The sequence below is a fragment of the Microbulbifer hainanensis genome, from assembly GCF_014904735.1.
In the GTDB taxonomy this organism is placed as follows: Bacteria; Pseudomonadota; Gammaproteobacteria; order Pseudomonadales; family Cellvibrionaceae; genus Microbulbifer; species Microbulbifer hainanensis.
Map to the genome: position 1 here is coordinate 21,081 of NZ_JACZCR010000026.1, position 19,951 is coordinate 41,031.

The 19,951-nt window shown below is 59.9% G+C and carries 18 protein-coding genes; 10 read left to right on the plus strand and 8 right to left on the minus strand.

Annotation, left to right across the window (positions count from 1 at the left end; all coding sequences use genetic code 11):
• Positions 1–56: 56 nt before the first annotated feature.
• Positions 57–308 (minus strand): ribosome modulation factor, encoded by a 252-nt coding sequence (gene rmf, locus IG168_RS08970; protein ID WP_193164054.1) that lies wholly within the window; start codon positions 306–308, stop codon positions 57–59.
• 455 nt (positions 309–763) lie between these two features.
• On the opposite strand from rmf, the gene rlmKL reads away from it, so the two are divergent.
• Positions 764–2,944 (plus strand): bifunctional 23S rRNA (guanine(2069)-N(7))-methyltransferase RlmK/23S rRNA (guanine(2445)-N(2))-methyltransferase RlmL, encoded by a 2,181-nt coding sequence (gene rlmKL, locus IG168_RS08975; protein ID WP_193164055.1) that lies wholly within the window; start codon positions 764–766, stop codon positions 2,942–2,944.
• A gap of 40 nt (positions 2,945–2,984) precedes the next feature.
• Here the strand turns inward: rlmKL and IG168_RS08980 are convergent, their stop codons facing one another.
• From IG168_RS08980 to IG168_RS08990, 3 genes are read right to left on the minus strand one after another with little or no spacing between them, the layout of a single operon-like run.
• Positions 2,985–3,365 (minus strand): hypothetical protein, encoded by a 381-nt coding sequence (locus IG168_RS08980; RefSeq protein WP_193164056.1) that lies wholly within the window; start codon positions 3,363–3,365, stop codon positions 2,985–2,987.
• Between the two features lie 31 nt (positions 3,366–3,396).
• On the minus strand, positions 3,397–5,865 hold the full coding sequence (locus tag IG168_RS08985; RefSeq protein ID WP_193164057.1) for a bifunctional serine/threonine-protein kinase/formylglycine-generating enzyme family protein: 2,469 nt from the start codon (positions 5,863–5,865) through the stop codon (positions 3,397–3,399).
• 19 nt (positions 5,866–5,884) lie between these two features.
• Entirely contained in the window at positions 5,885–6,808 is a 924-nt protein-coding gene (locus IG168_RS08990; RefSeq protein WP_193164058.1) for a PP2C family protein-serine/threonine phosphatase, read from the minus strand.
• A 336-nt stretch (positions 6,809–7,144) separates the two neighbouring features.
• Between IG168_RS08990 and IG168_RS08995 the strand changes: the two genes are divergently transcribed.
• Together IG168_RS08995 and IG168_RS09000 are read left to right on the plus strand one after the other, a co-directional pair.
• Positions 7,145–8,014: an FHA domain-containing protein gene (locus tag IG168_RS08995; RefSeq protein WP_193164059.1), complete on the plus strand. Its 870-nt coding sequence runs from the start codon at positions 7,145–7,147 to the stop codon at positions 8,012–8,014.
• Between the two features lie 5 nt (positions 8,015–8,019).
• Complete coding sequence (locus tag IG168_RS09000) at positions 8,020–8,268, plus strand: glutaredoxin family protein (protein WP_193164060.1); 249 nt, start codon at positions 8,020–8,022, stop codon at positions 8,266–8,268.
• Between the two features lie 42 nt (positions 8,269–8,310).
• Here the strand turns inward: IG168_RS09000 and IG168_RS09005 are convergent, their stop codons facing one another.
• Positions 8,311–10,272, minus strand: coding sequence for a transglycosylase SLT domain-containing protein (locus IG168_RS09005; RefSeq protein ID WP_193164061.1), 1,962 nt, complete (start codon positions 10,270–10,272; stop codon positions 8,311–8,313).
• A 197-nt stretch (positions 10,273–10,469) separates the two neighbouring features.
• On the opposite strand from IG168_RS09005, the gene IG168_RS09010 reads away from it, so the two are divergent.
• Positions 10,470–12,332 (plus strand): ATP-binding cassette domain-containing protein, encoded by a 1,863-nt coding sequence (locus IG168_RS09010; protein ID WP_193164062.1) that lies wholly within the window; start codon positions 10,470–10,472, stop codon positions 12,330–12,332.
• Between the two features lie 30 nt (positions 12,333–12,362).
• On the opposite strand, the gene IG168_RS09015 is transcribed toward IG168_RS09010, so the two are convergent.
• Positions 12,363–12,806 carry a universal stress protein gene (locus IG168_RS09015; RefSeq protein WP_193164063.1) on the minus strand — a complete coding sequence of 148 codons (444 nt, stop codon included), beginning with the start codon at positions 12,804–12,806 and terminating at the stop codon, positions 12,363–12,365.
• A gap of 150 nt (positions 12,807–12,956) precedes the next feature.
• Here IG168_RS09015 and IG168_RS09020 point away from each other — a divergent pair, with 150 nt between their 5' ends.
• From IG168_RS09020 to IG168_RS09035, 4 genes are all read left to right on the plus strand, one after another.
• Positions 12,957–13,481, plus strand: coding sequence for a hypothetical protein (locus IG168_RS09020; protein WP_193164064.1), 525 nt, complete (start codon positions 12,957–12,959; stop codon positions 13,479–13,481).
• Positions 13,482–13,699: 218 nt separating this feature from the next.
• Complete coding sequence (topA, locus tag IG168_RS09025; protein ID WP_193164065.1) at positions 13,700–16,381, plus strand: type I DNA topoisomerase; 2,682 nt, start codon at positions 13,700–13,702, stop codon at positions 16,379–16,381.
• Positions 16,378–16,872 (plus strand): DUF6586 family protein, encoded by a 495-nt coding sequence (locus tag IG168_RS09030; RefSeq protein WP_193164066.1) that lies wholly within the window; start codon positions 16,378–16,380, stop codon positions 16,870–16,872. Before topA ends, IG168_RS09030 begins: the two co-directional genes overlap by 4 nt.
• Before the next feature lie 76 nt (positions 16,873–16,948).
• A complete protein-coding gene (locus IG168_RS09035; protein ID WP_193164067.1) occupies positions 16,949–17,203 on the plus strand; it encodes a hypothetical protein in 255 nt (84 codons plus the stop codon).
• A 97-nt stretch (positions 17,204–17,300) separates the two neighbouring features.
• On the opposite strand, the gene lexA is transcribed toward IG168_RS09035, so the two are convergent.
• The gene (lexA, locus tag IG168_RS09040; protein ID WP_193164068.1) at positions 17,301–17,906 is read right to left on the minus strand and encodes a transcriptional repressor LexA; all 606 of its coding nucleotides are present in this window, start codon (positions 17,904–17,906) and stop codon (positions 17,301–17,303) included.
• A 163-nt stretch (positions 17,907–18,069) separates the two neighbouring features.
• On the opposite strand from lexA, the gene IG168_RS09045 reads away from it, so the two are divergent.
• Positions 18,070–18,708, plus strand: coding sequence for an LOG family protein (locus IG168_RS09045; protein ID WP_193164069.1), 639 nt, complete (start codon positions 18,070–18,072; stop codon positions 18,706–18,708).
• A gap of 63 nt (positions 18,709–18,771) precedes the next feature.
• Here IG168_RS09045 and IG168_RS09050 read toward each other — a convergent pair whose 3' ends face one another.
• Positions 18,772–19,095: a DUF6763 family protein gene (locus tag IG168_RS09050; protein WP_193164070.1), complete on the minus strand. Its 324-nt coding sequence runs from the start codon at positions 19,093–19,095 to the stop codon at positions 18,772–18,774.
• A 134-nt stretch (positions 19,096–19,229) separates the two neighbouring features.
• On the opposite strand from IG168_RS09050, the gene IG168_RS09055 reads away from it, so the two are divergent.
• Positions 19,230–19,862, plus strand: coding sequence for a TetR/AcrR family transcriptional regulator (locus IG168_RS09055; RefSeq protein ID WP_193164071.1), 633 nt, complete (start codon positions 19,230–19,232; stop codon positions 19,860–19,862).
• Positions 19,863–19,951 lie beyond the last annotated feature (89 nt).

A 19,951-nucleotide genomic window follows, 5' to 3' on the forward strand; every position in this document is an offset into this window, starting at 1 on the left:
TGCGGCCTTTGCGGTGAAAAGCGCTGCCCGCCGTATAAAACGGGAATTGTCGTTCGCTAGATGGTGCTCCACCCGTCCGGGTACTTAATGTCGGTGGAGACGGCGCGATAAATTTCCAGCTTCTGCGCCTTGGTGGTCTCATCGAGTCCAGTCCAGTAATCTTCGCGTCCTTCGCGCCAGCCGTTTACCCATTCCTGGTGAGAGTCGCCGTTGGCATGCGGGCAACTGTCCATGGATTTGTTGTGCATCGCCGCAAGGTAGCCCTTGTAGAATGCTCTATCGGCTTGGTTGCGTTTTTGACGTTTCATATTATGCAGTACCTCTTGTGCAGTACTTGATCTGTTTGTAGTGGTGCGGACGCTGCCGCGTGTGGGGGTTCTGCTCCTGGTCGGTGGTTGTCAATCGTGCTCTTGTTGGGGGCCTTCTCTACAAGCTTAGTGAATATGACAATACGATTGCCACTTGGACTGAACGGTAGGTGCCAGCGGACTTGTCTAGCGCCAAAAATTTCTGCTGGTTTTTCTTTTTATCGCAAATGGAAATGAGTGCAGAATTCGTTAGAGCAAAAAGTAATTGGAGGTCGAGCGCTTCCTGTTATCGATCGGCCGGATATCTCTCGCTCCGGATGTCTGCCTGCCGGCGCCTCTGGCACATCACTGTGCAGCGCTTGAAATAATGTCGCACCAGATGCGACTTTTGAAAGAATTTGATACCTCCGCCAGTGCCGGTGCGCAGGTGCCATTGTTTAGAGAAAGAGTTTTTGATGGACCCTATTGCTGAAAGCCTGGAATTTACTGCCACTTGCCCGAAAGGTCTGGAAGGGCTGCTGGCCCAGGAGTTGCGCGAACTCGGTGCGACAGACACCCGCGAACAGCCCGCAGCAGTGTATTTTCACGGTACGCTGGAGCTGGCATATCGTTGCTGTCTGTGGAGTCGACTTGCAAACCGCGTGTTGCTGCGCCTGGCGCAGGAACCGATTGGCGATGCGGAGGATCTCTATCGCGCGGTGGCGGCGCTTCCTTGGGAGCAGCACATCAATCCGTCCGGTAGGTTGTGGCTGCAGTTTTCCGGCACCAACCGCGAAATCCGCAACAGCCAGTTCGGGGCGCAGAAGGCGAAAGACGCCATCGTCGACCGCCTGCGGCGGGAGGCTGGAGCGCGACCGGAAGTGGACAAGCAGCATCCAGACTTGACGGTGGCGTTGCGCCTGCACAGGGACAAGCTGGATATCGCCATCGATCTCAGCGGCGACAGCCTGCACCGCCGCGGCTACCGCACCCATATCGGCGCGGCCCCACTGAAAGAAAACCTCGCCGCTGCTCTGTTGTTGCGTGCGGGTTGGCCAAAGATCGCCGCGGAGGGCGGTGCGCTGCTCGATCCGATGTGCGGTTCCGGCACTATTTTAATCGAGGGCGCGATGATGGCCGCGGACATCGCCCCCGGCCTGCTGCGCGACAATTTTGGCTTTGAGCGCTGGCTCAATCACCAGTCCGATATCTGGTTGAAACTGCGCGAGGAGGCGTTGGAGCGCCGCCGCGCGGGTCTGCAGCGAGAAATGCCGGAGATCCGCGGCTACGACGCCGATGCCAAAGTCCTGTTTGCCGCGGAGGCCAATATCGCCCGGGCGGGACTGGAGCGACAGGTGCGGGTCAGCTGCCGGCCGGTCGCTGCGTTCAAAGTGCCGAGCCACCGGGAGGTCAAGCCGGGCCTCGTGCTGACCAACCCGCCGTACGGCGAGCGTCTCGGAGAGCAGGAGGCGTTGCGCGAGACTTATGCTGAGCTTGGTCGCCAGTTGAAAAAGGAATTCCCGGGTTGGTTGGCGGGTGTATTCACCGGCAACCCGGAATTGGGGCACGCCACTGGCCTGCGGTCTCACAAGCAGTATCAGATGTATAACGGCAGCATCCCCAGCCAGTTGCTGCTGTTCCATGTGCGGGAGCAGCAGGGTGACCGCGTTGATAGCGCCCCGCGGTTGTCGGCAGAAGCGGAGATGGTGGCCAATCGGCTGCGCAAGAATTTGCGCACCACCGGTAAGTGGGCCAAGAAAAGCAATATCGACTGCTACCGGCTTTACGATGCTGACCTGCCCGAATACGCTGCCGCGGTGGATCTTTATCGCTCCATTGAAGGGCAATTGTTCGCCCATGTGCAGGAATACCGCGCGCCGGCCAGTATCGCCGAAGACAAGGCGCGAGCGCGCCTGCGCGATCTGGTGCGGGCGGTGCAGGTGGTTCTGGAAATACCGCAGCGCCAGATCTGTATCAAGGAGCGTCGCCGGCACAGTCACAAGGCCAGCGGCAGTCAGTACCAGAAACGGGAGGAGGGCAGCGACTCCTTCTGGGTGCGCGAATACGGCGCGGAGCTGGAGGTGAACCTGCGAGCATATCTGGATACGGGGTTGTTCCTCGACCACAGGCCGGTGCGCCAGTATCTGCACGAGCACGCGCGGGGCAAGAAGCTGCTCAATCTGTTCTGTTATACCGCCACCGGCACAGTACAGGCGGCGCTGGGTGGTTGTGAACAGAGTACCAGTGTCGATATGTCCAAAACCTACCAGGCCTGGAGTGCGCGCAATTTCCGCCGCAATAACCTGGACCCCTACCGTCACCAGCTAGTGGAGGCGGACTGCCTGCAGTGGCTGGAATCGGCCCAGCAGAACCGGCGTGGTCACTACGACCTGATCTTCCTGGATCCCCCCAGTTTTTCCAATTCCGCCAAAATGCGCGGCGTGCTGGATATACAGCGGGATCACGGCATACTGATTCGCCAGTGCATGGCGCTGCTGGCACCTGGCGGCACGCTGGTGTTTTCCAATAATCTGCGCAGTTTCAAAATGGATGGGGATGTCGCGGAAGAGTTTGTAGTGGAAAAGCTGGATCTGCTCGACCGGGATTTCCAGCGCAATCCGAAAATTCACAATGTCTGGAAAATTGTGGCCCGCTGACTCGGGCCACGCGAGGGCTGTGTTGCCGGAGGCTTAGGGGCTAGGGCCGGGACTGGCGATAGGGCACCGCGTAGGCGGTGCCGCGGCATTCCATATAATCCGTGCAGGCGCCGGACGGTACTCGGCTGCATGATTCGACAACAACGCCGTTTCCGCCCAGATCATGTACCCGAATTTTTAGCTTCCGAACCAGCAAAGCATTGGTCAGCTCGGGCTCGTCGACGTGTTTTTGGCATTCGCTGGCTTCAACCATTCCCAGCGAGTCTGCGTCGTATCTGCCAATTTCAACGGGCGAATATTCTTTCACGCTGGCAGCAACGACTTTCCCCGCGGTGTAGGTCCCGAGATTGCTTTTAAAAGTGACCCCACTGCATCCGGTGGCAACCAGAGTCGACAGCAGTATCAGGGCGGGTTTTTTCATCGGAAGCCCTTTGTCGATGTGAGTGGATCCCTTAACCGTCGAGTTCCATCACCACGCGAAAACCAACCTCCGTCGACATGGTGTTTTCACTCAGCCCCGCGCGGTAGTCAGACGTCACGTGGTTGAGGGGATCGCGCATTGAGCCGCCGCGGATCGCGCGCAGGTTGCAATTGCCGATGACTACGGGGCGCCCATCCCGGCGGTATTTGCTGTAGTCGCCGAGATAGCAGTCCTGCACCCACTCAGCGACATTACCGGCGGTATCGTAGAGGCCAAACGGATTTGCCCGGTAGTGGCCTACCGGTGCGCTGGTGGCGGTGAAAATCCCGTTAAACTCGCTGTTGCAGCCTCGGCGGCAGTTCGCTTTGCCGTCGTGGTCCTTGCCGCCCCACCAGAAGGGGGTGGAAGTGCCGCCGCGCGCCGCATATTCCCACTCGGCTTCACTGGCCAGCCGGTAGTGTTTACCTGTCTGCTTTGACAGCCACTGCACATAATTCTGTGCATCGCGCCAGCTTACGTTGATTACCGGTCGGTTATCGCGACCCCAGCCCGCATCACCGGGGAGGGCAGCGCCGGTGTCATCCGCGTAGCGGTCGTATTCGGCAAACGTGATTTCATGGGTGGAAATCGCGAAAGGTTTGCCAATGCGCACGCGGTGTTCCGGCCGGGCGAAAGTGCGCTTGTTATTGCCCATGGTGAAACTGCCGGCCTTGACCACGATCATCTGCGGGCCATGGCCGCCGGAGCGCAGGGGCGAGCGGATTTTTTTGCCACCGTAATAGGCGCGTTTCAGTTTGACCGGTACCGCGAGGTCGGCGTCAGTAATGGTGACCCAGCGGCGCACGGTGGAATAGCCGGGCCTGCTGACTTCAAGATCGTAGCGGCCCGGTTCAAGCTCGATACCCGGCTGGTAGCGAGGGTTGATATTCATGATGCGTACCCGGGCATTGCTTGGCTGGGGGCGCACATTGAGGCTGAAAAGCGCAGGACGCGAATCTTGGCTTTCTGCGGCCTCCGTTGGTGGGGTCGCTTCCGCAGCGGCTGCTACGTCAGTGGCTGTTGCTTCTGTTGCAGCTTCTTTATTGGATTCTTCCTTGCTGGCTGCAGCCACCTCTTCGCTAACTGCTTCAGCCGCTACCTGATGACTTTTGGCCGCGCTATCCACCGGACCTGCAGCGCTGGCCACAGGCGTCGGAGATTGCTCCGCTGTTTCTGCCGGACTGGTTTGGGCTGCTGTGGATTGGCTTGCGGGTGTTTCACCCGCTGCCGGCGCTTCCGCTGCCACAGGGGCAGCTTCTTGTTCCGGCAGCAGCAGTTGTGCGGTGAAGCGAGTGGCACTGCCCAGCAGGCTGTCGTCCGATTGCCAGTGAAGTTTGAAACTGATCAGGCTGAATACCAGCCAGCCCAGTAGCAGCGAGACGCTCACCAGACCGGTGAACAGCCACTGGCGGCGCTTGCGCGGCGGCGCCTGCTGGATCACCTGGTGAATCCGCATGATGGTCGCCTGTTCGGCGCGCGGGTGATGCTCGTTCAGCGGCTTGTCACGCCAGCGCGCCCAGATGCGGGCGATCTTGTCGCTGATGGTGCCGTAGAGGGTCATCAGCAGGGCGCGCAACAGGCTCGACACGCGTACCGAGGTATTATTGAGTTGTGTGGTCTGTGCGGCCGGTTTTCCCGCCAGCGCGGCGAGCAGCTGGTCAATGGCATCGACGACGTCCAGCCCGCGCTGAAAGCGGTGGTCGGGATCCTTGGCCAGGAACCGGTCCACCAGATTCTGATACAGCGAATGGCGGGCCGGCAGGCGCGGAATAGGGTCGGTAAGATGCTTGATCGCGATGGCCACCGCCTCATCCGCCTGGAAGGGCACGGCGCTGGAGATCATTTCGTAGAACACCACGCCAAGGCTGTAGAGGTCGGCGCGGCCATCGATGGCGGCGCCGCGGGCCTGCTCGGGGCTCATGTAGTGCGGGGTGCCCACCACCATACCGGTGTTGGTCATGCGTGTGGTACGCGCCACTGCGCGGGCGACACCGAAATCGGTCAGCACCGCGGAGCCGTCCTCACGGAACAGGATGTTTTCCGGTTTCAGGTCCCGGTGGACGTAGCCCTTGCCGTGGGCGTGATCCAGGGCCATAGCGATCTGTCGGGTGACATTCAGTGCCTCCAGGGGCTCCATAATGCCTTTGGCCAGGCGGTCGGCAACGGAGCCGCCGGGCATGTAATCCATTGCGATATAGTTGAGGCTGCGGTAGCGGCCGATATCGTGGATGCCGACAATATTCGGATGTGATAGCTGGCCGACGATATTCGCCTCGCGCTGGAAGCGCTCGCTGAAAATCGGGTCAGCATTGAGTACCGGTGACATCACCTTTAGCGCCACCTGGCGACCAACACTGCGCTGAATCGCCAGGTATACGGTCGACATGCCGCCCTGATTGATTTTCTTCAGGATACGATAGCCGGGAATTTCCAGAGCTGTACCGCTGGTAACGACTTCCATTTAAACGCTTTCCCGTGATTCAGTAATTACCGAGCAGCCAGGCTGCGAGCGCGACACCGGCGACAAGCGTACAAATCGCCAGGGCTATTTTGCGCAGTGGTTGTCTTTCCTGTGCGGAAGACTGCGACGCGCCTCCAGTGAGCGAGATCCATTTCTGCGCGCCAGTCGGTGCTGGTGTCGGCGCATCGATAACCTGCACGGTAATGTTGTCTTTGCCGCCGGCATCGAGTGCTGCGCCCACCAGGAGGTCAGCAGCCCGGCGGTTATCGCTGTTTGCGGCTAGCACTGCGGCGATCTGTTCGGGTTCCACTTCTGCACTCAACCCGTCGCTGCACAACAACAGTTTCTCACCGCTGCGCCAGGGGGCCGAAACCCGATCGATTTCCAACTTGGGATTGGTACTGCCGCCGATACAGCGGGTAATTACATGGCGGTTGGGATGACTGGCAGCTTCCACCGAATTGATAGCACCAGAATCCACCAGCATCTGCACGTAGGAATGATCGCTGGTGAGCTGTTTCAGTTGGCCGTCCCCATCGCCGGGAGACCAGAGGTAGGCGCGGCTGTCGCCGACCCAATATACGTGGAAATAGGCGCCATCTTCCGCCACCACCACTGCAGTAGAACCCATGTTGGCGGTGTTGCCTTCGTCGCCGAGTAGCAGGGCATGGGCCCGCTGCAGAGCTCTCTCGTAGTGCCGGTCGGTCGCCGCCGAGCGCTGGATTTCCTCCACCACCGTCTTGCTGGCAATTTCGCCGGCCTGGTGGCCGCCGAGGCCATCCGCCACCACCCAGATACCGCGCTCCTCGTCGGCCCAGTAGGCGTCTTCATTCTGCTCGCGTTTATATCCCGGGTGTGTGGCGCCGGCGCTTCGCCGGGTACCGCCGGGGTGTTCGACTGTCCCGCTGTGCCGCGATACTTCGCGTACTTTGGTTTCACTCACTGGCGTGCAACTACCTGTCTATTATTCTGAATTACCCGGTGAATTACATAAGCACCAGGCCGGGGCGGCGCGGTCTGGGAGGGCGCGTTCGCCGCCGGTAATCTCGTCCATGTCGCGTCCGGAGACGCCGCAACAACTGAGTATGGCGCTGAGGCCATATTAGAGCCAACGTCCATTGTAAGCTGCAAACCGAATCACACGCTAATGAAAATCTGCGTGATAAACTCACCGTACCAATAATGAACCTGCGCCCGGTCAATGAGTTCCGGGCGCGCTAACCCTGTCCGGCGACCTCTGGCGCTCAGCCATTGCCGGCCCGGCAAAGGAAAAGAATCCATGCTCAAGCTCTGTGATCTCAAGGATGCCAGCCAAAGTGTGTGGTTGGTAGCGCCAAAAGTGACCATCGGCCGTGCGGGCAATTGTGATTTAACCATCGCCGACGAATCCGTCGCAAAATTGCACGCCGAGGTCATTGTGGATGACGATCGGCTCACATTACACAATCTGGCTGGCAGTGGTCAGGTTTTAGTCAATGGAAAGCCGGTTCAAGGCCGCTGTCCTCTGAAACTGAACGATGAGCTCAAGATCGGTGGGCGCATTCTGTCCGTCGTCGACCCGAAAGTGACCCGTCTTAAGGCAGGTGCAGCTTCCACTGGTATCGCCTGGGCACTGCGCGCCAACCATCCCGCTATTGCCGGCCGCGTATTTCCGGTGCGGGAAACCAATGTGGTGGGGCGTTCCGACGAGTGTGATATCACTTTTTCCCTGTCTCACCTTTCTCGCCGACACGCGCGCCTGGAAGTGCGTGACGGGCTGCTGTTCGTGATTGATTTGGGCTCCGCCAATGGGACCTACCTCAATAACAAGCGTGTTGTTGAGACCCGTGTGCGCCGTGGCGATGAGTTGCGATTTGATACGCTGAGTTTCAGCGTGGTGGGTCCGGCAGACGATCTGGATAAGACCACGGTGCGACCGGCGCTCTCCATGGCGCAAATGCGCGCCTCGGTTGAAGCTGAGGCAGCGAAATCGGCGGGCCGTGTCGAGCCGGCCGCAAGCGCGGAGCTCACGGGTGAGCGGAGCAAATACGAAACTGCCGACTCAGTGGTGGCCGATGGTGGCAATAGCGCTTGGATGTGGATGGGCGGGCTTTTAGTGGTCGCAGCGGCTGTCGGCTTTTTCTGGGCGCGCAATCAGGGCTTGATCTGAAGTCGATGGCCAACGAACTGATTCTGTACACGACCCTCGGCTGCAGTCTTTGCGAAAAGGCGAAACTGGAAATCTGGCCGCAGTTGTCGCACTTCGATCTGCGGCTGCGCGAAGTGGATATTGCCGATGATCCGCAGCTGCTCGAGCGATTTGCCGTCCGCATCCCGCTGGTGGGGCTGGGCAATCCGGACGATGTCTGCGGCTGGCCGTTTGACAGTAGTCAACTGGCCGCGTGGCTCGAGGCGCGCCTGTAAGCGCCTGATCCGCCGGCCATCACCTTCCCGAATTGCGGCCGCTTACAGCTTGCTGGCCGATTCACTTTCCCGCACTAACGACAGTTTGGCGCCGCTGCGGTAGGCATAGATCACCGTATAAGCGAGCACATTCTGTACATACTTGCGCGTCTCGTTGTACGGGATCGTTTCGATCCACACGTCGTAGGGCAGCTTGTTTTCCGTTTCTTTCAGCCAGCTGGCAACTCGAGTCGGACCGGCATTGTAGGCCGCGGCGGCGAGGAAGCGGTTGTTGTTGAAGCGGCTCAACAGCGTGTTCAGGTAGTAACTGCCCAGGGCAATATTGGTGCTCGGGCTGAGCAGGTCCCAGCTGCGGTGGTAGCGTACGCCGGCGCGACGGGCCGTTGCACGGGCGGTGGACGGCAACAGCTGCATCAATCCAAGCGCCCCGGCATGGGATTTGGCATCGTGGCTGAAGTGGCTTTCCTGCCGGGCAATGGCGTAAATCAGGTAGGGGTCCAGCGCCGTTTTCTTGCCCATTTTCTTGCTGACGGTGTCGACGATGTCCGAAAAAGCCAGCGGAAAGCGCAGCTCCAGGTCGTCGAGATAGTCGGCAGCCAGAACTGACTGGATGGACTTGTGGTACCAGCCCCAGGAGCTGGCGACTTTGCCCGCGGTCAATAATTCCTCGTGATTCATACCCTCGGTGGCGTAATCCCACTCGCGCCGCGCATGGTAGAGCTCGCCGATGGCCTGCAGTTCGCGGGCACGCAGCATACCCGGCCGCGCCGCCATCGCTTCCACCTGCTGGGGCGTCACCGGTGCCGGCCGGTCCACAAAGCTGTAGTTCTGGCCCAGAGTGTCGGCCGCCAGGAAACCGTAGTAGCTGCGCTCCCGTGCGGCCTGGCGGTAGAGCATTACTGCGGCGTCGGCGCGCCCCTTGCCATAAAGTTCTTCCAGGGATCGTGCTTTCCAGTAGAGCCAGCGGTCGCGGTGCTGCTCTTCCTCGGGCAGGCGATCGATCCAGAAGGCGACCTGTTCCCAGTCGAGCTCGCGCAGGGACTGGCGCGCCAGCCACTCCATCGCGCGGGCGTCGGCAAAGTTTTCATTTTTGAGTAAGTGCCTCAGGCCGCCCAGGTTGTCCTGGCGCGCGAACTGCAGGGCCAGATCCCGCAGCAGCTGGTCGCGCTCGGCATCGGTGAAGAGATAGCTGGATTCGTAGCGGTGCCAGGCCTTCTCGGCCAGGGGGGCGTCTTCCCGCGCCAGTCGCTGCAGGCCGTGGATGACGATGGTGCGGTATTCGGGCTGGTCGCTGACAAAGCGCTGGTAATTCAGCAGTTGTTTCGGATCGCGGTGAACCGAGTGCAGCAGCTTGGCCATGTGCGCGTGATCGCTGTCCATCTTGCCGGCGACATAGGTTGCCAGGTCGAGATGGCCGCTTTCCACCGCGAGGCGGTGTCGCTGCCAGGCCAGCTGTTGGGTCAGGCCGCCGTCTTTTATCCAGCGCGCGAATACGGGGTCGCATTCCTCCGCCTGGGAGGTGCCCACCATCCAGAGTTCTTCCACCAGCTTGTAGGCGTCTTGCTTGTCGCCGTGGCGTGCCAGTGCGTCCGCGTAGTAGCAGCGTAGGGAGCTGCGCACGATCTTGTCCGGATCGTAGTATTTGAGGAATGCCTTGAAGCGCTGGCGGCTGCCCAGCTCACGCAGAACCCGCACCCGCATCCAGTCGCCGATTGCCGTGTCGCGGTATTCTGCGAGAAACTGATCGATTTCGTCGTAGGGGAGGCTCGGGAGTTTCTTGCTGATGGCCCAATAGTCGATATAGGGCAGCAGCGGGTAGTCCTTGAGTTCGCGCTTGATCTTGTTGACTGAGCTCCAGTCCCGGTGGGCAATAGCCGTCCTTGCGGCCTGCAGCTTATCGCGCTGTGCCACGGCTTTTTCCGCGTCAGTAGTGGCTCCCAGGGCTGGGGCGGTGCCCAGTAGCATCAGTAAAAGAAACGCTAGTCCCTTTGCGTCAATCGACATCACATATCACCCGATTGAATTCTCGCGCCGGTTGTTGTGGTGTTCGTCACCCAGTGTGAAACAATACACTAACAGAGCCACGCGTTGAAAAATGCGTAAAATTTCCGTTTTTTTACACAAGGTCGAGAGCAGAAAATTGCCGCTGTTTCTGCGGGCATGAGAAGCTGCTCCAACCATAGATATTGTAGTTGTTAATTATGTTGCTTCAGTTGGATGGCGTTAGCCTGCGCTACGGAACCCAGGTACTGGCCGACGAGGTCAGCGCCAAGATTGATCGCGGCGACCGCATTTGCCTGGTCGGTCGGAACGGCGAAGGCAAGTCGAGCCTGTTACAGGTAATTGCCGGGCAGATCGACCCGGAAGGCGGCGAAGTCGTACGTGCAAGCGGTCTGGTGCAGGCGGCACTCGACCAGGAGTTGCCGTCAGATTGCACAGACAGCGTTTACCGCTTTGTCGCCGGCGGTCTCGGCGACGTTGGCCTGTGGCTGGCGGATTATCGCGCCGATCCCCGGCCCGAGCTGCAGGCGCATATTGAATCCGCGCACGGCTGGGAACTGTTGCCGCGCATCGACAGCGTGCTCGATCGCCTGGGGTTGAATCCGGAGGAAACTGTCGCGGACCTCTCTGGCGGCTGGCAGCGCCGGGCGTCGCTGGCGCGCGCTCTGGTTACCGAGCCCGATCTGCTGGTACTCGACGAGCCCACCAACCACCTGGATATTGCCGCGGTGGAGTGGCTGGAAAATTTTCTCAGTAGCTACCGCGGCGCACTGCTGTTCGTCAGTCACGACCGCGCGCTGGCACAGCGCCTGGCGAAGACGGTCTGGGATCTGGATCGCGGCAGGTTGCGGGTATTCCTGTGCGGTTTCGACCGCTATCAGGAGGAGAAGGAAAAGCTTCTCGAAGAGGAGGCGCGCAACGAGGCGCTGTTTGACAAGAAGCTGGCGCAGGAAGAGGCCTGGATCCGCCAGGGGATCAAGGCCCGGCGCACCCGCAATGAGGGGCGAGTGCGGGCCTTGCAGACGCTGCGGCGCCAGCGCGAGGCGCGCCGCAACCGCCAGGGCGTGGCGAAGATGTCGCTGGACTCCGGGGAAATGTCCGGCAAGCTGGTGGCCGAGCTGACCGACGTCTCCTTCGCCTACCCGGGCGAGAAGCCGCTGATCCGCGATCTGTCCTTCACCCTGATGCGCGGCGACAGGGTGGGGCTGATCGGTCCCAACGGCGCCGGTAAAAGTACGTTGATTCGCCTGTTGCTGGGCGAGTTGGCGCCGGATTCCGGCAATGTGCGCTTGGGCACCAAGCAGCAGGTGGCCTATTTCGATCAGCGGCGCGATCAGCTCAATCCACAATTGACGGTGCTGGATAATATTGCCGAGGGGCGCGAGTCGATCACCGTCGGCGGCAAAACCCGCCATGCCATGTCTTACCTGGCGGATTTTCTTTTCAGTGGGGTCAAGGCGCGCACCAGGGTCGAGGCGCTCAGTGGCGGTGAGCGCAACCGGGCATTGCTGGCCAAGCTGTTCAGCCAGCCGGCCAACATCCTGGTGCTCGACGAGCCGACCAACGATCTGGATGTGGAGACGCTCGAGCTGCTGGAGCAGCTGCTGCTGGATTTTCCCGGCACAGTCCTGCTGGTGAGCCACGATCGCGCCTTCCTCGATAATGTGGTCGACTCCTGTCTGGCGTTCGAGGGGGATGGCGTCGTGCGCGAGTACGTTGGTGGATACGCCGATTTTCTACGTCAGGGCGGCAGTTTTGCAGTGCCGGAGGAAAAGGGGCAGAAGGCGCAGGAAAAGCCTCAGGCGAAGACTGCTGAACCTGCCGCGGCGGCACCGAAAAGGAAAAAGCTCAGCTACAAACTGCAGCGGGAGCTGGACAGCCTGCCGGGAAAAATTGAACAGCTCGAAGCGGAAATCGGTGAGATCGAGTCCGCGGTGGCCGAGCCGGATTTTTACCAGCAGGAGCAGGCGCAGGTGGAGGAAAAGCTCCGCCAGCTCGCCGACAAGCAGGCAGAGCTGGAAGCGGCATTCGAACGCTGGGCGGAGCTCGATAGCGAGCAGTAGTAAAGAAGCCGGCTTAACGGCCGGCTGACTTCATTTGTCTTCGGTGTGCACCCGAACGGCCAGCACGTCACAACTGGCGCCGTGCAGGACTCCGTTCGCGGTAGAGCCGAGCAGCAGGGCGAGGCCGTGACGGCCGTGGCTGCCGATAACCACGAGATCTGCTTGCATCTCCTCGGCCAGGCGGTGAATTTCGGTGGCCGGTTGTCCCAGTACCACATGCTGGCGCTCCGCTGGGATATTCAGCTGGGCGGCAGCCTTGCGCAACTGTTCCTTGGCCTGGGTCTGCAGCTGCTCCTGGACCTCTGAGAGATCCATGGGAATGTCTCCGCCATAGGCGAAGGTGAGCGGCTCGATGACGTGGGCGAGAGTAAGTTCCGCGTCACAGGCGGCGCCGATCGTGCCGGCTTTCTGCAGTACCTGGGACGATTCTTCCGATAGATCCAGACCGATTAAAATGCGCTTGTAGCTGGTCATAGGCACTTCGCTCCTTTCCGTTAGTGTCTGTTTTCATCGCGAGTAGTGGCGGGCGACCTCACCGAAAGTCTACTTTAAAAAAATCCGGTTGACAGAAATAGCACTGCTCCATCCAAAATGGACGCCGATTTCCACTGACGAGGAGTGGCTATGTCCGCTTGGCTTCCCGTGATTATTATTCTCCTGGCCGTGACTCTGGTGGTGGGCCCGGTGATGTGGCTCAAACCCAGTGGGCGCGACCGCCAACTTGCCGCATTGCGCCAGCGTGCCGCGAAGGCGGGCATGTCCGTGCAAATGCTGCCGCTGCCATCGGCGATGGGTGAGGGCACCGCTGCGGTATACATCCACCGCTGGCGCGACCCGCGGCGGTTGCAGACGGGCTGGATCCTGGAATTGCAGCGAATGTCACACGAACTGCACTTTTCCGATCGCTGGGACTGGAAGAACAAGCGCAGTGCGCCGGAAGCAGCCTGGGAACCTCTGCGCGAATTGCTGGCCCAACTGCCCGGAGACGCCTGTGCTGTTGTCGCGAGCCATGGCGGCCTGGGCGTGCAGTGGCGGGAAAATACCGGGGAGCGCGGAATGACGGCGCTGGAGCACTCCCTGCCGGAATTCGCTCCCATTATAGAGGAAGCAATTCGCCAGCCGCGCCGGGATGGAGAATCCCCCAAATAGGGTGCGGTGCGGCGGTTTGCGGGCGCTAAGGGCGACCCGCTGGCGGCCCGCCAGCCAGCAATTTTATTCCCCCAGAACGGCCGGTCGCGAGAAAGAATTTGGCCAGTTTGCTTGACCGCACTGGGGGCGGAGCTTATATATTCGCGCAGCGCGGCCCTTCGTAAACGGGCTGTCGGGTGTGCGAAAGCTGTAAATTTTCTATTTAAAATCAAATGCTTATGGGTAAATCACTGGTCATCGTCGAATCACCGGCCAAAGCGAAAACCATCAACAAGTATCTCGGTAAGGACTTCGTGGTGAAGTCCAGCGTCGGTCATATTCGCGATTTGCCCACCGGCGGTGGCAACAAGCAACCGGTCGATGCCAAGGAGCGCGCGCGCCGCGCTGCCGAAACGCGCAAGCTGTCTCCGGAAGACAAGGCGATCTACAAGCGCAAGAAAAATCGCGAGCAGCTGATCAAGCGCATGGGCATCGACCCGGATCACAACTGGGAAGCCCACTACGAAATTCTGCCGGGTAAGGAAAAGGTGGTCAGTGAGCTGCGCAAGCTCGCCGCCAATGCCGACCACATCTACCTCGCGACGGACTTGGACCGCGAGGGGGAGGCTATCGCCTGGCATCTGCGCGAGGCGATTGGTGGCGACGATAACCGCTATCGCCGCGTGGTGTTCAATGAAATCACCAAATCCGCGATTCAGGAGGCCTTCAAGGATCCGGGCCCGCTGAATATCAACCGGGTCAATGCCCAGCAGGCGCGCCGGTTTTTGGACCGGATCGTTGGCTATATGGTCTCCCCCCTGCTGTGGGAGAAAGTCGCAAGGGGCCTGTCCGCCGGGCGGGTGCAATCGGTGGCGGTCCGCCTGGTCGTGGAGCGCGAGCGCGAGATTCGTGCATTTATTCCCGAAGAGTACTGGACGCTGTTTGCCGACACGGCCACTACGGGTAGCGATGCGCTGCGCCTGGAAGTCAAAAAGCAGAGTGGCGAGGCCTTCCGTCCGACCAATGAAACGCAGGCCAGTGCTGCGGTACAGGCCCTGCAGGGCAGCGATTTCACTGTCAGTGCCCGGGACGACAAGCCCACCAGCTCCAAGCCGACGGCGCCGTACATCACGTCCACCCTGCAGCAGGCGGCGAGCAATCGTCTTGGCTTCAGCGTGAAGAAAACCATGATGCTGGCCCAGCGCCTCTATGAGGCGGGACACATCACCTATATGCGTACCGACTCTACCAACCTCAGTAAGGAAGCGGTGGAATCCGTGCGCGAATTTATCGGCGAAAATTACGGCGATAAATACCTGCCCGACGCCCCAAACAGCTACAGCAGCAAAGAGGGCGCACAGGAGGCGCACGAGGCGATCCGCCCATCGGACGTGCGCGTGCAGCCCAATATGCTGTCCGGCGTTGAGCGGGACGCGGAGCGCCTGTACAACCTGATCTGGCAGCAGTTTGTCGCCTGTCAGATGACGCCGGCCCAGTTTACTTCCACTTCGGTGGTGGTCACCGCCGGCGATTTCGAGCTGCGCGCCCGCGGCCGGGTGATCCGTTTCGACGGCTTCCTCAAAGTGACGCCACCGACCAGCAAGAAAGACGAAGACATGGTGTTGCCGGACGTGAAGGTCGGCGAAAAACTCGCGCTGAAGAAGCTCGACCCGAAGCAGCACTTTACCAAGCCGCCGGCGCGCTTCAGCGAAGCCGCACTGGTCAAGGAGCTGGAGAAGCGCGGTATCGGCCGCCCCTCCACCTATGCGTCCATCATTTCGACGATTCAGGATCGCGGCTACGTGCGCCTGGAAAACCGGCGTTTCTACGCGGAAAAGATGGGTGACATTGTTACCGACCGTCTGAGTGAAAGCTTTACCAACCTGATGGATTACGGTTTTACCGCGAATCTGGAAGAGTCCCTCGATTCGGTGGCCGACGGGGACAAGGGCTGGAAGGATCTGCTGAACGAGTTCTTCAAGGATTTTTCCTCGCGATTGGAAAAGGCCCAGGACACCGACAACGGCATGCGCCGCAATACGCCCACCGATACCGATATCGAGTGCAGTAAATGCGGCCGCCATATGCAGATTCGTACTGGCTCCACCGGCGTTTTCCTCGGTTGCTCCGGTTATGCGCTGCCGCCGAAAGAGCGCTGCACGAACACCATGAACCTGGTGTCGGGCGAGGAAGCGGTGGATGCGGACAAGGACGAGGAGGCGGAAACCCGCCAGCTGCGCGAGAAACGCCGCTGTGCCAAGTGCGGCACAGCGATGGACAGCTATCTGCTTGACGAACACCGCAAGCTGCACATTTGCGGCAACAACCCGGATTGCAATGGCTACGAAGTAGAGCAGGGCACCTTCAAGATCAAGGGTTACGATGGCCCTGTGATCGAGTGCGATAAATGCGGCAGTGATATGCAGTTGAAGTCCGGCCGCTTCGGCAAGTATTTCGGCTGCACTAACGAAGACTGCAAGAACACCCGCAAGCTGCTCAAAAACGGTCAGCCGGCGCCGCCGAAAATGGATCCGGTCCCCATGCCTGAGCTGCCCTGCCAGAAAGTGGAAGACCACTACATCCTGCGCGATGGGGCTTCCGGGCTGTTCCTGGCCGCGAGTCAGTTCCCGAAAAACCGCGAGACCCGCGCGCCGCTGGTCAAGGAACTGCTGCCACACAAGGATGCGATCGATCCCAAGTACACATTCCTGTTCTCGGCACCGACTGAGGACGATCAGGGACGCGATACGGTGGTGCGCTTCAGTCGCAAGACCCAGGAGCAGTACGTGCAATCGGAAGAAGAGGGCAAAGCCACTGGCTGGCGTGCGTTCTACCGCGATGGCAAGTGGCAGATTGACGCGGGCAGTAAGACTGCCGCCAAACGCAAGCCGGCCAAAAAATCGGCAAAATCTGCGAAATGAGTAATCCGTACACCGGGGCGGTGGCATCCGCCCTGCGTAAAGCTGAGCTGCTGCTGCAGGCCGGAGTGGGTGATGCGCCCACGCGCGCTGCCATTCAGGATGCGGTAGTGCTGGAGTTGTGGCGCGCTTACCGCGCCTTTCTCGCCGAACTGGCTTACCAGCTGCAGCTGGGCGTCGAGCCTGAATCGGCCCGGGCGCTGGCGGATAGGGCCAGTGCGATGGGCAAGACCTGTGCTGAAGCGGCCGAACTGTGCGGCCTGGGCGCGGATGATGACAGCTGGCTGGCGCAGCTGCAGGTCACCTGGGTGCAGCTGTGGAGCTTCTCCAGCGAGAGCGGCCAGCGCAAAGCGGGTGGGGCGGTCGACCTGATACCGGCGCGCAACCTGTCTGCGCCGCAGAGCAGGGTGCTCGATTTCGCAACCCTCGACGAATGGCGCAGGGCCCTGGCGGAACTGGTGCGGCGCCAGCGGGCGCATTCCGAAGAGTGGTGAGTTGAATTCGGCGACGCCTGAATCTCCCCGTGTGCCTGTGTTACACTGCGCACAAACCGATGTTAGGGAGAAATGAATGTCCTCCGAGACCTTTGAGATAATCGAGCTCGCCAATGGTGATGTGGCGTTGCGCCGTGCCGGTCACAAGGAGGAGCCGCTCGTGCGCATTCACTTTTCTGACGAGAGCCTCCAGTTCCTGCGCGAACACAAAATTGCGATCGCCCGTGCCATGCTGGAAGCGGGTATTGAGGCTGTACAAAATATCGACGAAATAGATCCGGAATTCCACGAAGAGGAAGAGCTGGAGCCGGTCAACCACACCATTCACTGAGCAGCCGCACCAGCACCTGACTATAGGTTCGGCAACTGCTTCCCATGGCGTCCGCCCTCCGCTCGAGATCGGACTGGTGCCGGCCCTCCGGAACCGTTTATGGGGTCTGGCGAATCACCCCCACTGCCAGGCCCTCGATGGCAAAATGCTTGTCCCGCATATCCACCTGAATCACATCAAAGTCTTCGTTTTCCGGCAATAGCTGCACGGTGGCCTGGTTGCCCTTGCGCCGGAAGCGCTTGACCGTTACCTCATCTTCGATACGGGCCACCACTATCTGGCCATTGCGAACCTGGTCTGTGCGCTGAACGGCCAGCAGGTCGCCGTCGAGAATACCCGCATCGCGCATACTCATTCCGTGTACACGCAGCAGGTAGTCGGCTGGCGGGTGGAAAAAGTCAGACGGCAGATCACAGTAATCTTCGATGTTTTCCTCTGCCAGAATTGGGTTGCCCGCGGCGACGCGACCAATGATCGGCAGGCCCGGCTGGTAATCCGGAATGCGGATGCCTCGCGAAGCCCCGGCGACCATTTCGATCGCACCTTTGCGCGCCAGCGCTTTGAGGTGTTCCTCGGCGGCATTGGGGGATCGGAACCCCAGCTCCTGGGCAATCTCCGCGCGAGTGGGTGGGTACCCGGTATCTTCTAGATAAGCCTTGATGAGCTCGAGTACCTGAGCCTGGCGGGCAGTGAGGTTGGTCATGAAAGTCACCTGATCTGTTTCTGTATTTATATACAGTTGCTGTGATTATATACAGATTCGGTGGGGGCGCAATGTTTCCGCTGTTGTCGCGTCAAGCTGCTAAAGTGAAGACAGGAAGAATAAAGGTTCTGTCGAAAGACGCGACAAAAAAGGAAGTACAATAATGCTTGATGCCAAGATGCCCGAAGCCTGGCGTGTGCTGCGTATTCAGTCTGAACTTGTGGATGGGATAGAGCGATTGATTAAGCTAAGCGGCGCGGTCACCGTATTCGGAAGCGCGCGTTTTAGCGAGGATTCGCGGGAATACAAACAGGGCGTTCGCCTGGGCGAGCTGCTTGCCGCCGAGGGGATTCCGGTCATTACCGGCGGTGGACCGGGTTTGATGGAAGCCTGTAACCGCGGTGCCTATCCACAGCCGGGTTCCTCCATCGGTCTCAATATCGAACTGCCTTTCGAACAGGAAGCCAATCCTTACCAGGATATCAGCCTCCATTTTCGTTATTTTTTTGTGCGCAAATTTATGTTTGTGAAACATGCGGTGGGCTTTGTCGGCCTGCCGGGTGGATACGGCACATTGGACGAGTTATTTGAGGCGCTAACACTGGTGCAGACGCACAAGGTGCGTCAATTTCCGATCGTGTTGGTGGGCAAGCGCTACTGGTCCGGCCTGCATGACTGGCTGGTGGATACGGCGCTCGAGCACAGCTGTATCGACGCATCGGATCTCGAGCTGTTTCGGATCGTCGATAGCGTGGACGAGGCGGCGGAAATCATTATCAAGTTTATCCGCGAAAGGGAGTAGCGGGTTTTGATGATAGGGAAGCCCGACTGCCAAGTGGGCTTCCCGTATATTATCGGCGTGTGATCAGAACGGGGATTCGTCGGTGCCGGCGAAATTCTCGCCCTCGAGATTGTCCAGCGGATTGCCGCGCCCGATCGCAGTGTTGCCATTGGAGTCGGGACTCTGCTCTACGGCTGTCATTCCGTAGGCGATATTTGCATCTTCGGGTGGTGCCGCATCGACGATCGGCAGGCTGTGCCACTGGCTCATTTCAAATTCGTCCAGCGTCCCGTCCAGGTACTGTACTTCGACTGTGTGCGCGAACTCATCAATGGCCACGATTTCGAACAGTGCGCCGTCCTCGATGTTTTCAAACCAGTTGCCGATATCCGGTAGTCTCTGTCCCATGACCGATTGCCCCTGATAGTTGTTCATCAAATCTAGTGTCTGTCCGCCGGGCTCAGTAACGGCGTCATTTGGCGCCTGATGTGCTAATCTGCTGTTTTGCCAAACAACTGTTTTAATCGTTGGTTTAAATCTGTATGAGCCAGACGGATACTGTCAGTCGAATTCTGGATGCGGCCGAGGTGCTGTTTGCCGAGCGCGGCTTTACCGAGACATCTCTGCGCACCATCACCAGTACGGCCGGAGTCAACCTCGCCGCAGTAAACTACCATTTCGGCTCAAAAAAAGAATTGATCCAGGCGGTATTCGAGCGCTTTCTGACGCCATTTACCCAGACGCTGGCAGATGAGCTGGATCGGCGTGTGACGGCGGGCCAGGCGGTGACTGTCGAGGGCCTGCTGGAGAGCCTCTACCGCGTCGGGATGGGCAGCCTGGCTGCACAGGGGCGAGATCCCCAGCGCTTCATGCGCCTGCTGGGGCTGGCGTATACCCAGTACCAGGGGCATCTGCGCCGCTTTATCGTCTCCCGCTACGGGGACAGCTACCGGCGCTTTGCCGGACTGCTGGCCCAGGCGCTGCCGGGGCTGGATCCGGTGACTTTCTACTGGCGGCTCTATTTCATGCTGGGCGCCACCATCTTCACCCTGTCGAGCTTTGACGCCATCGAGGCTATCCTGAGGGAGGATTTCGGCGCGGAAAGCAGCCTGCCGGAGACGCTGGAGCGCCTTGTGCCGGCAGCGGCGGCGATGTTGAAGGTGGATGCCGACTAGCGCCCCCTCCGGTACACGGTGAAACGCCGTGTTCCATCCGGGTGATTTTTGCCGGCGGTCACACTTTGTGAGCGAGAGGCAAGTATCAT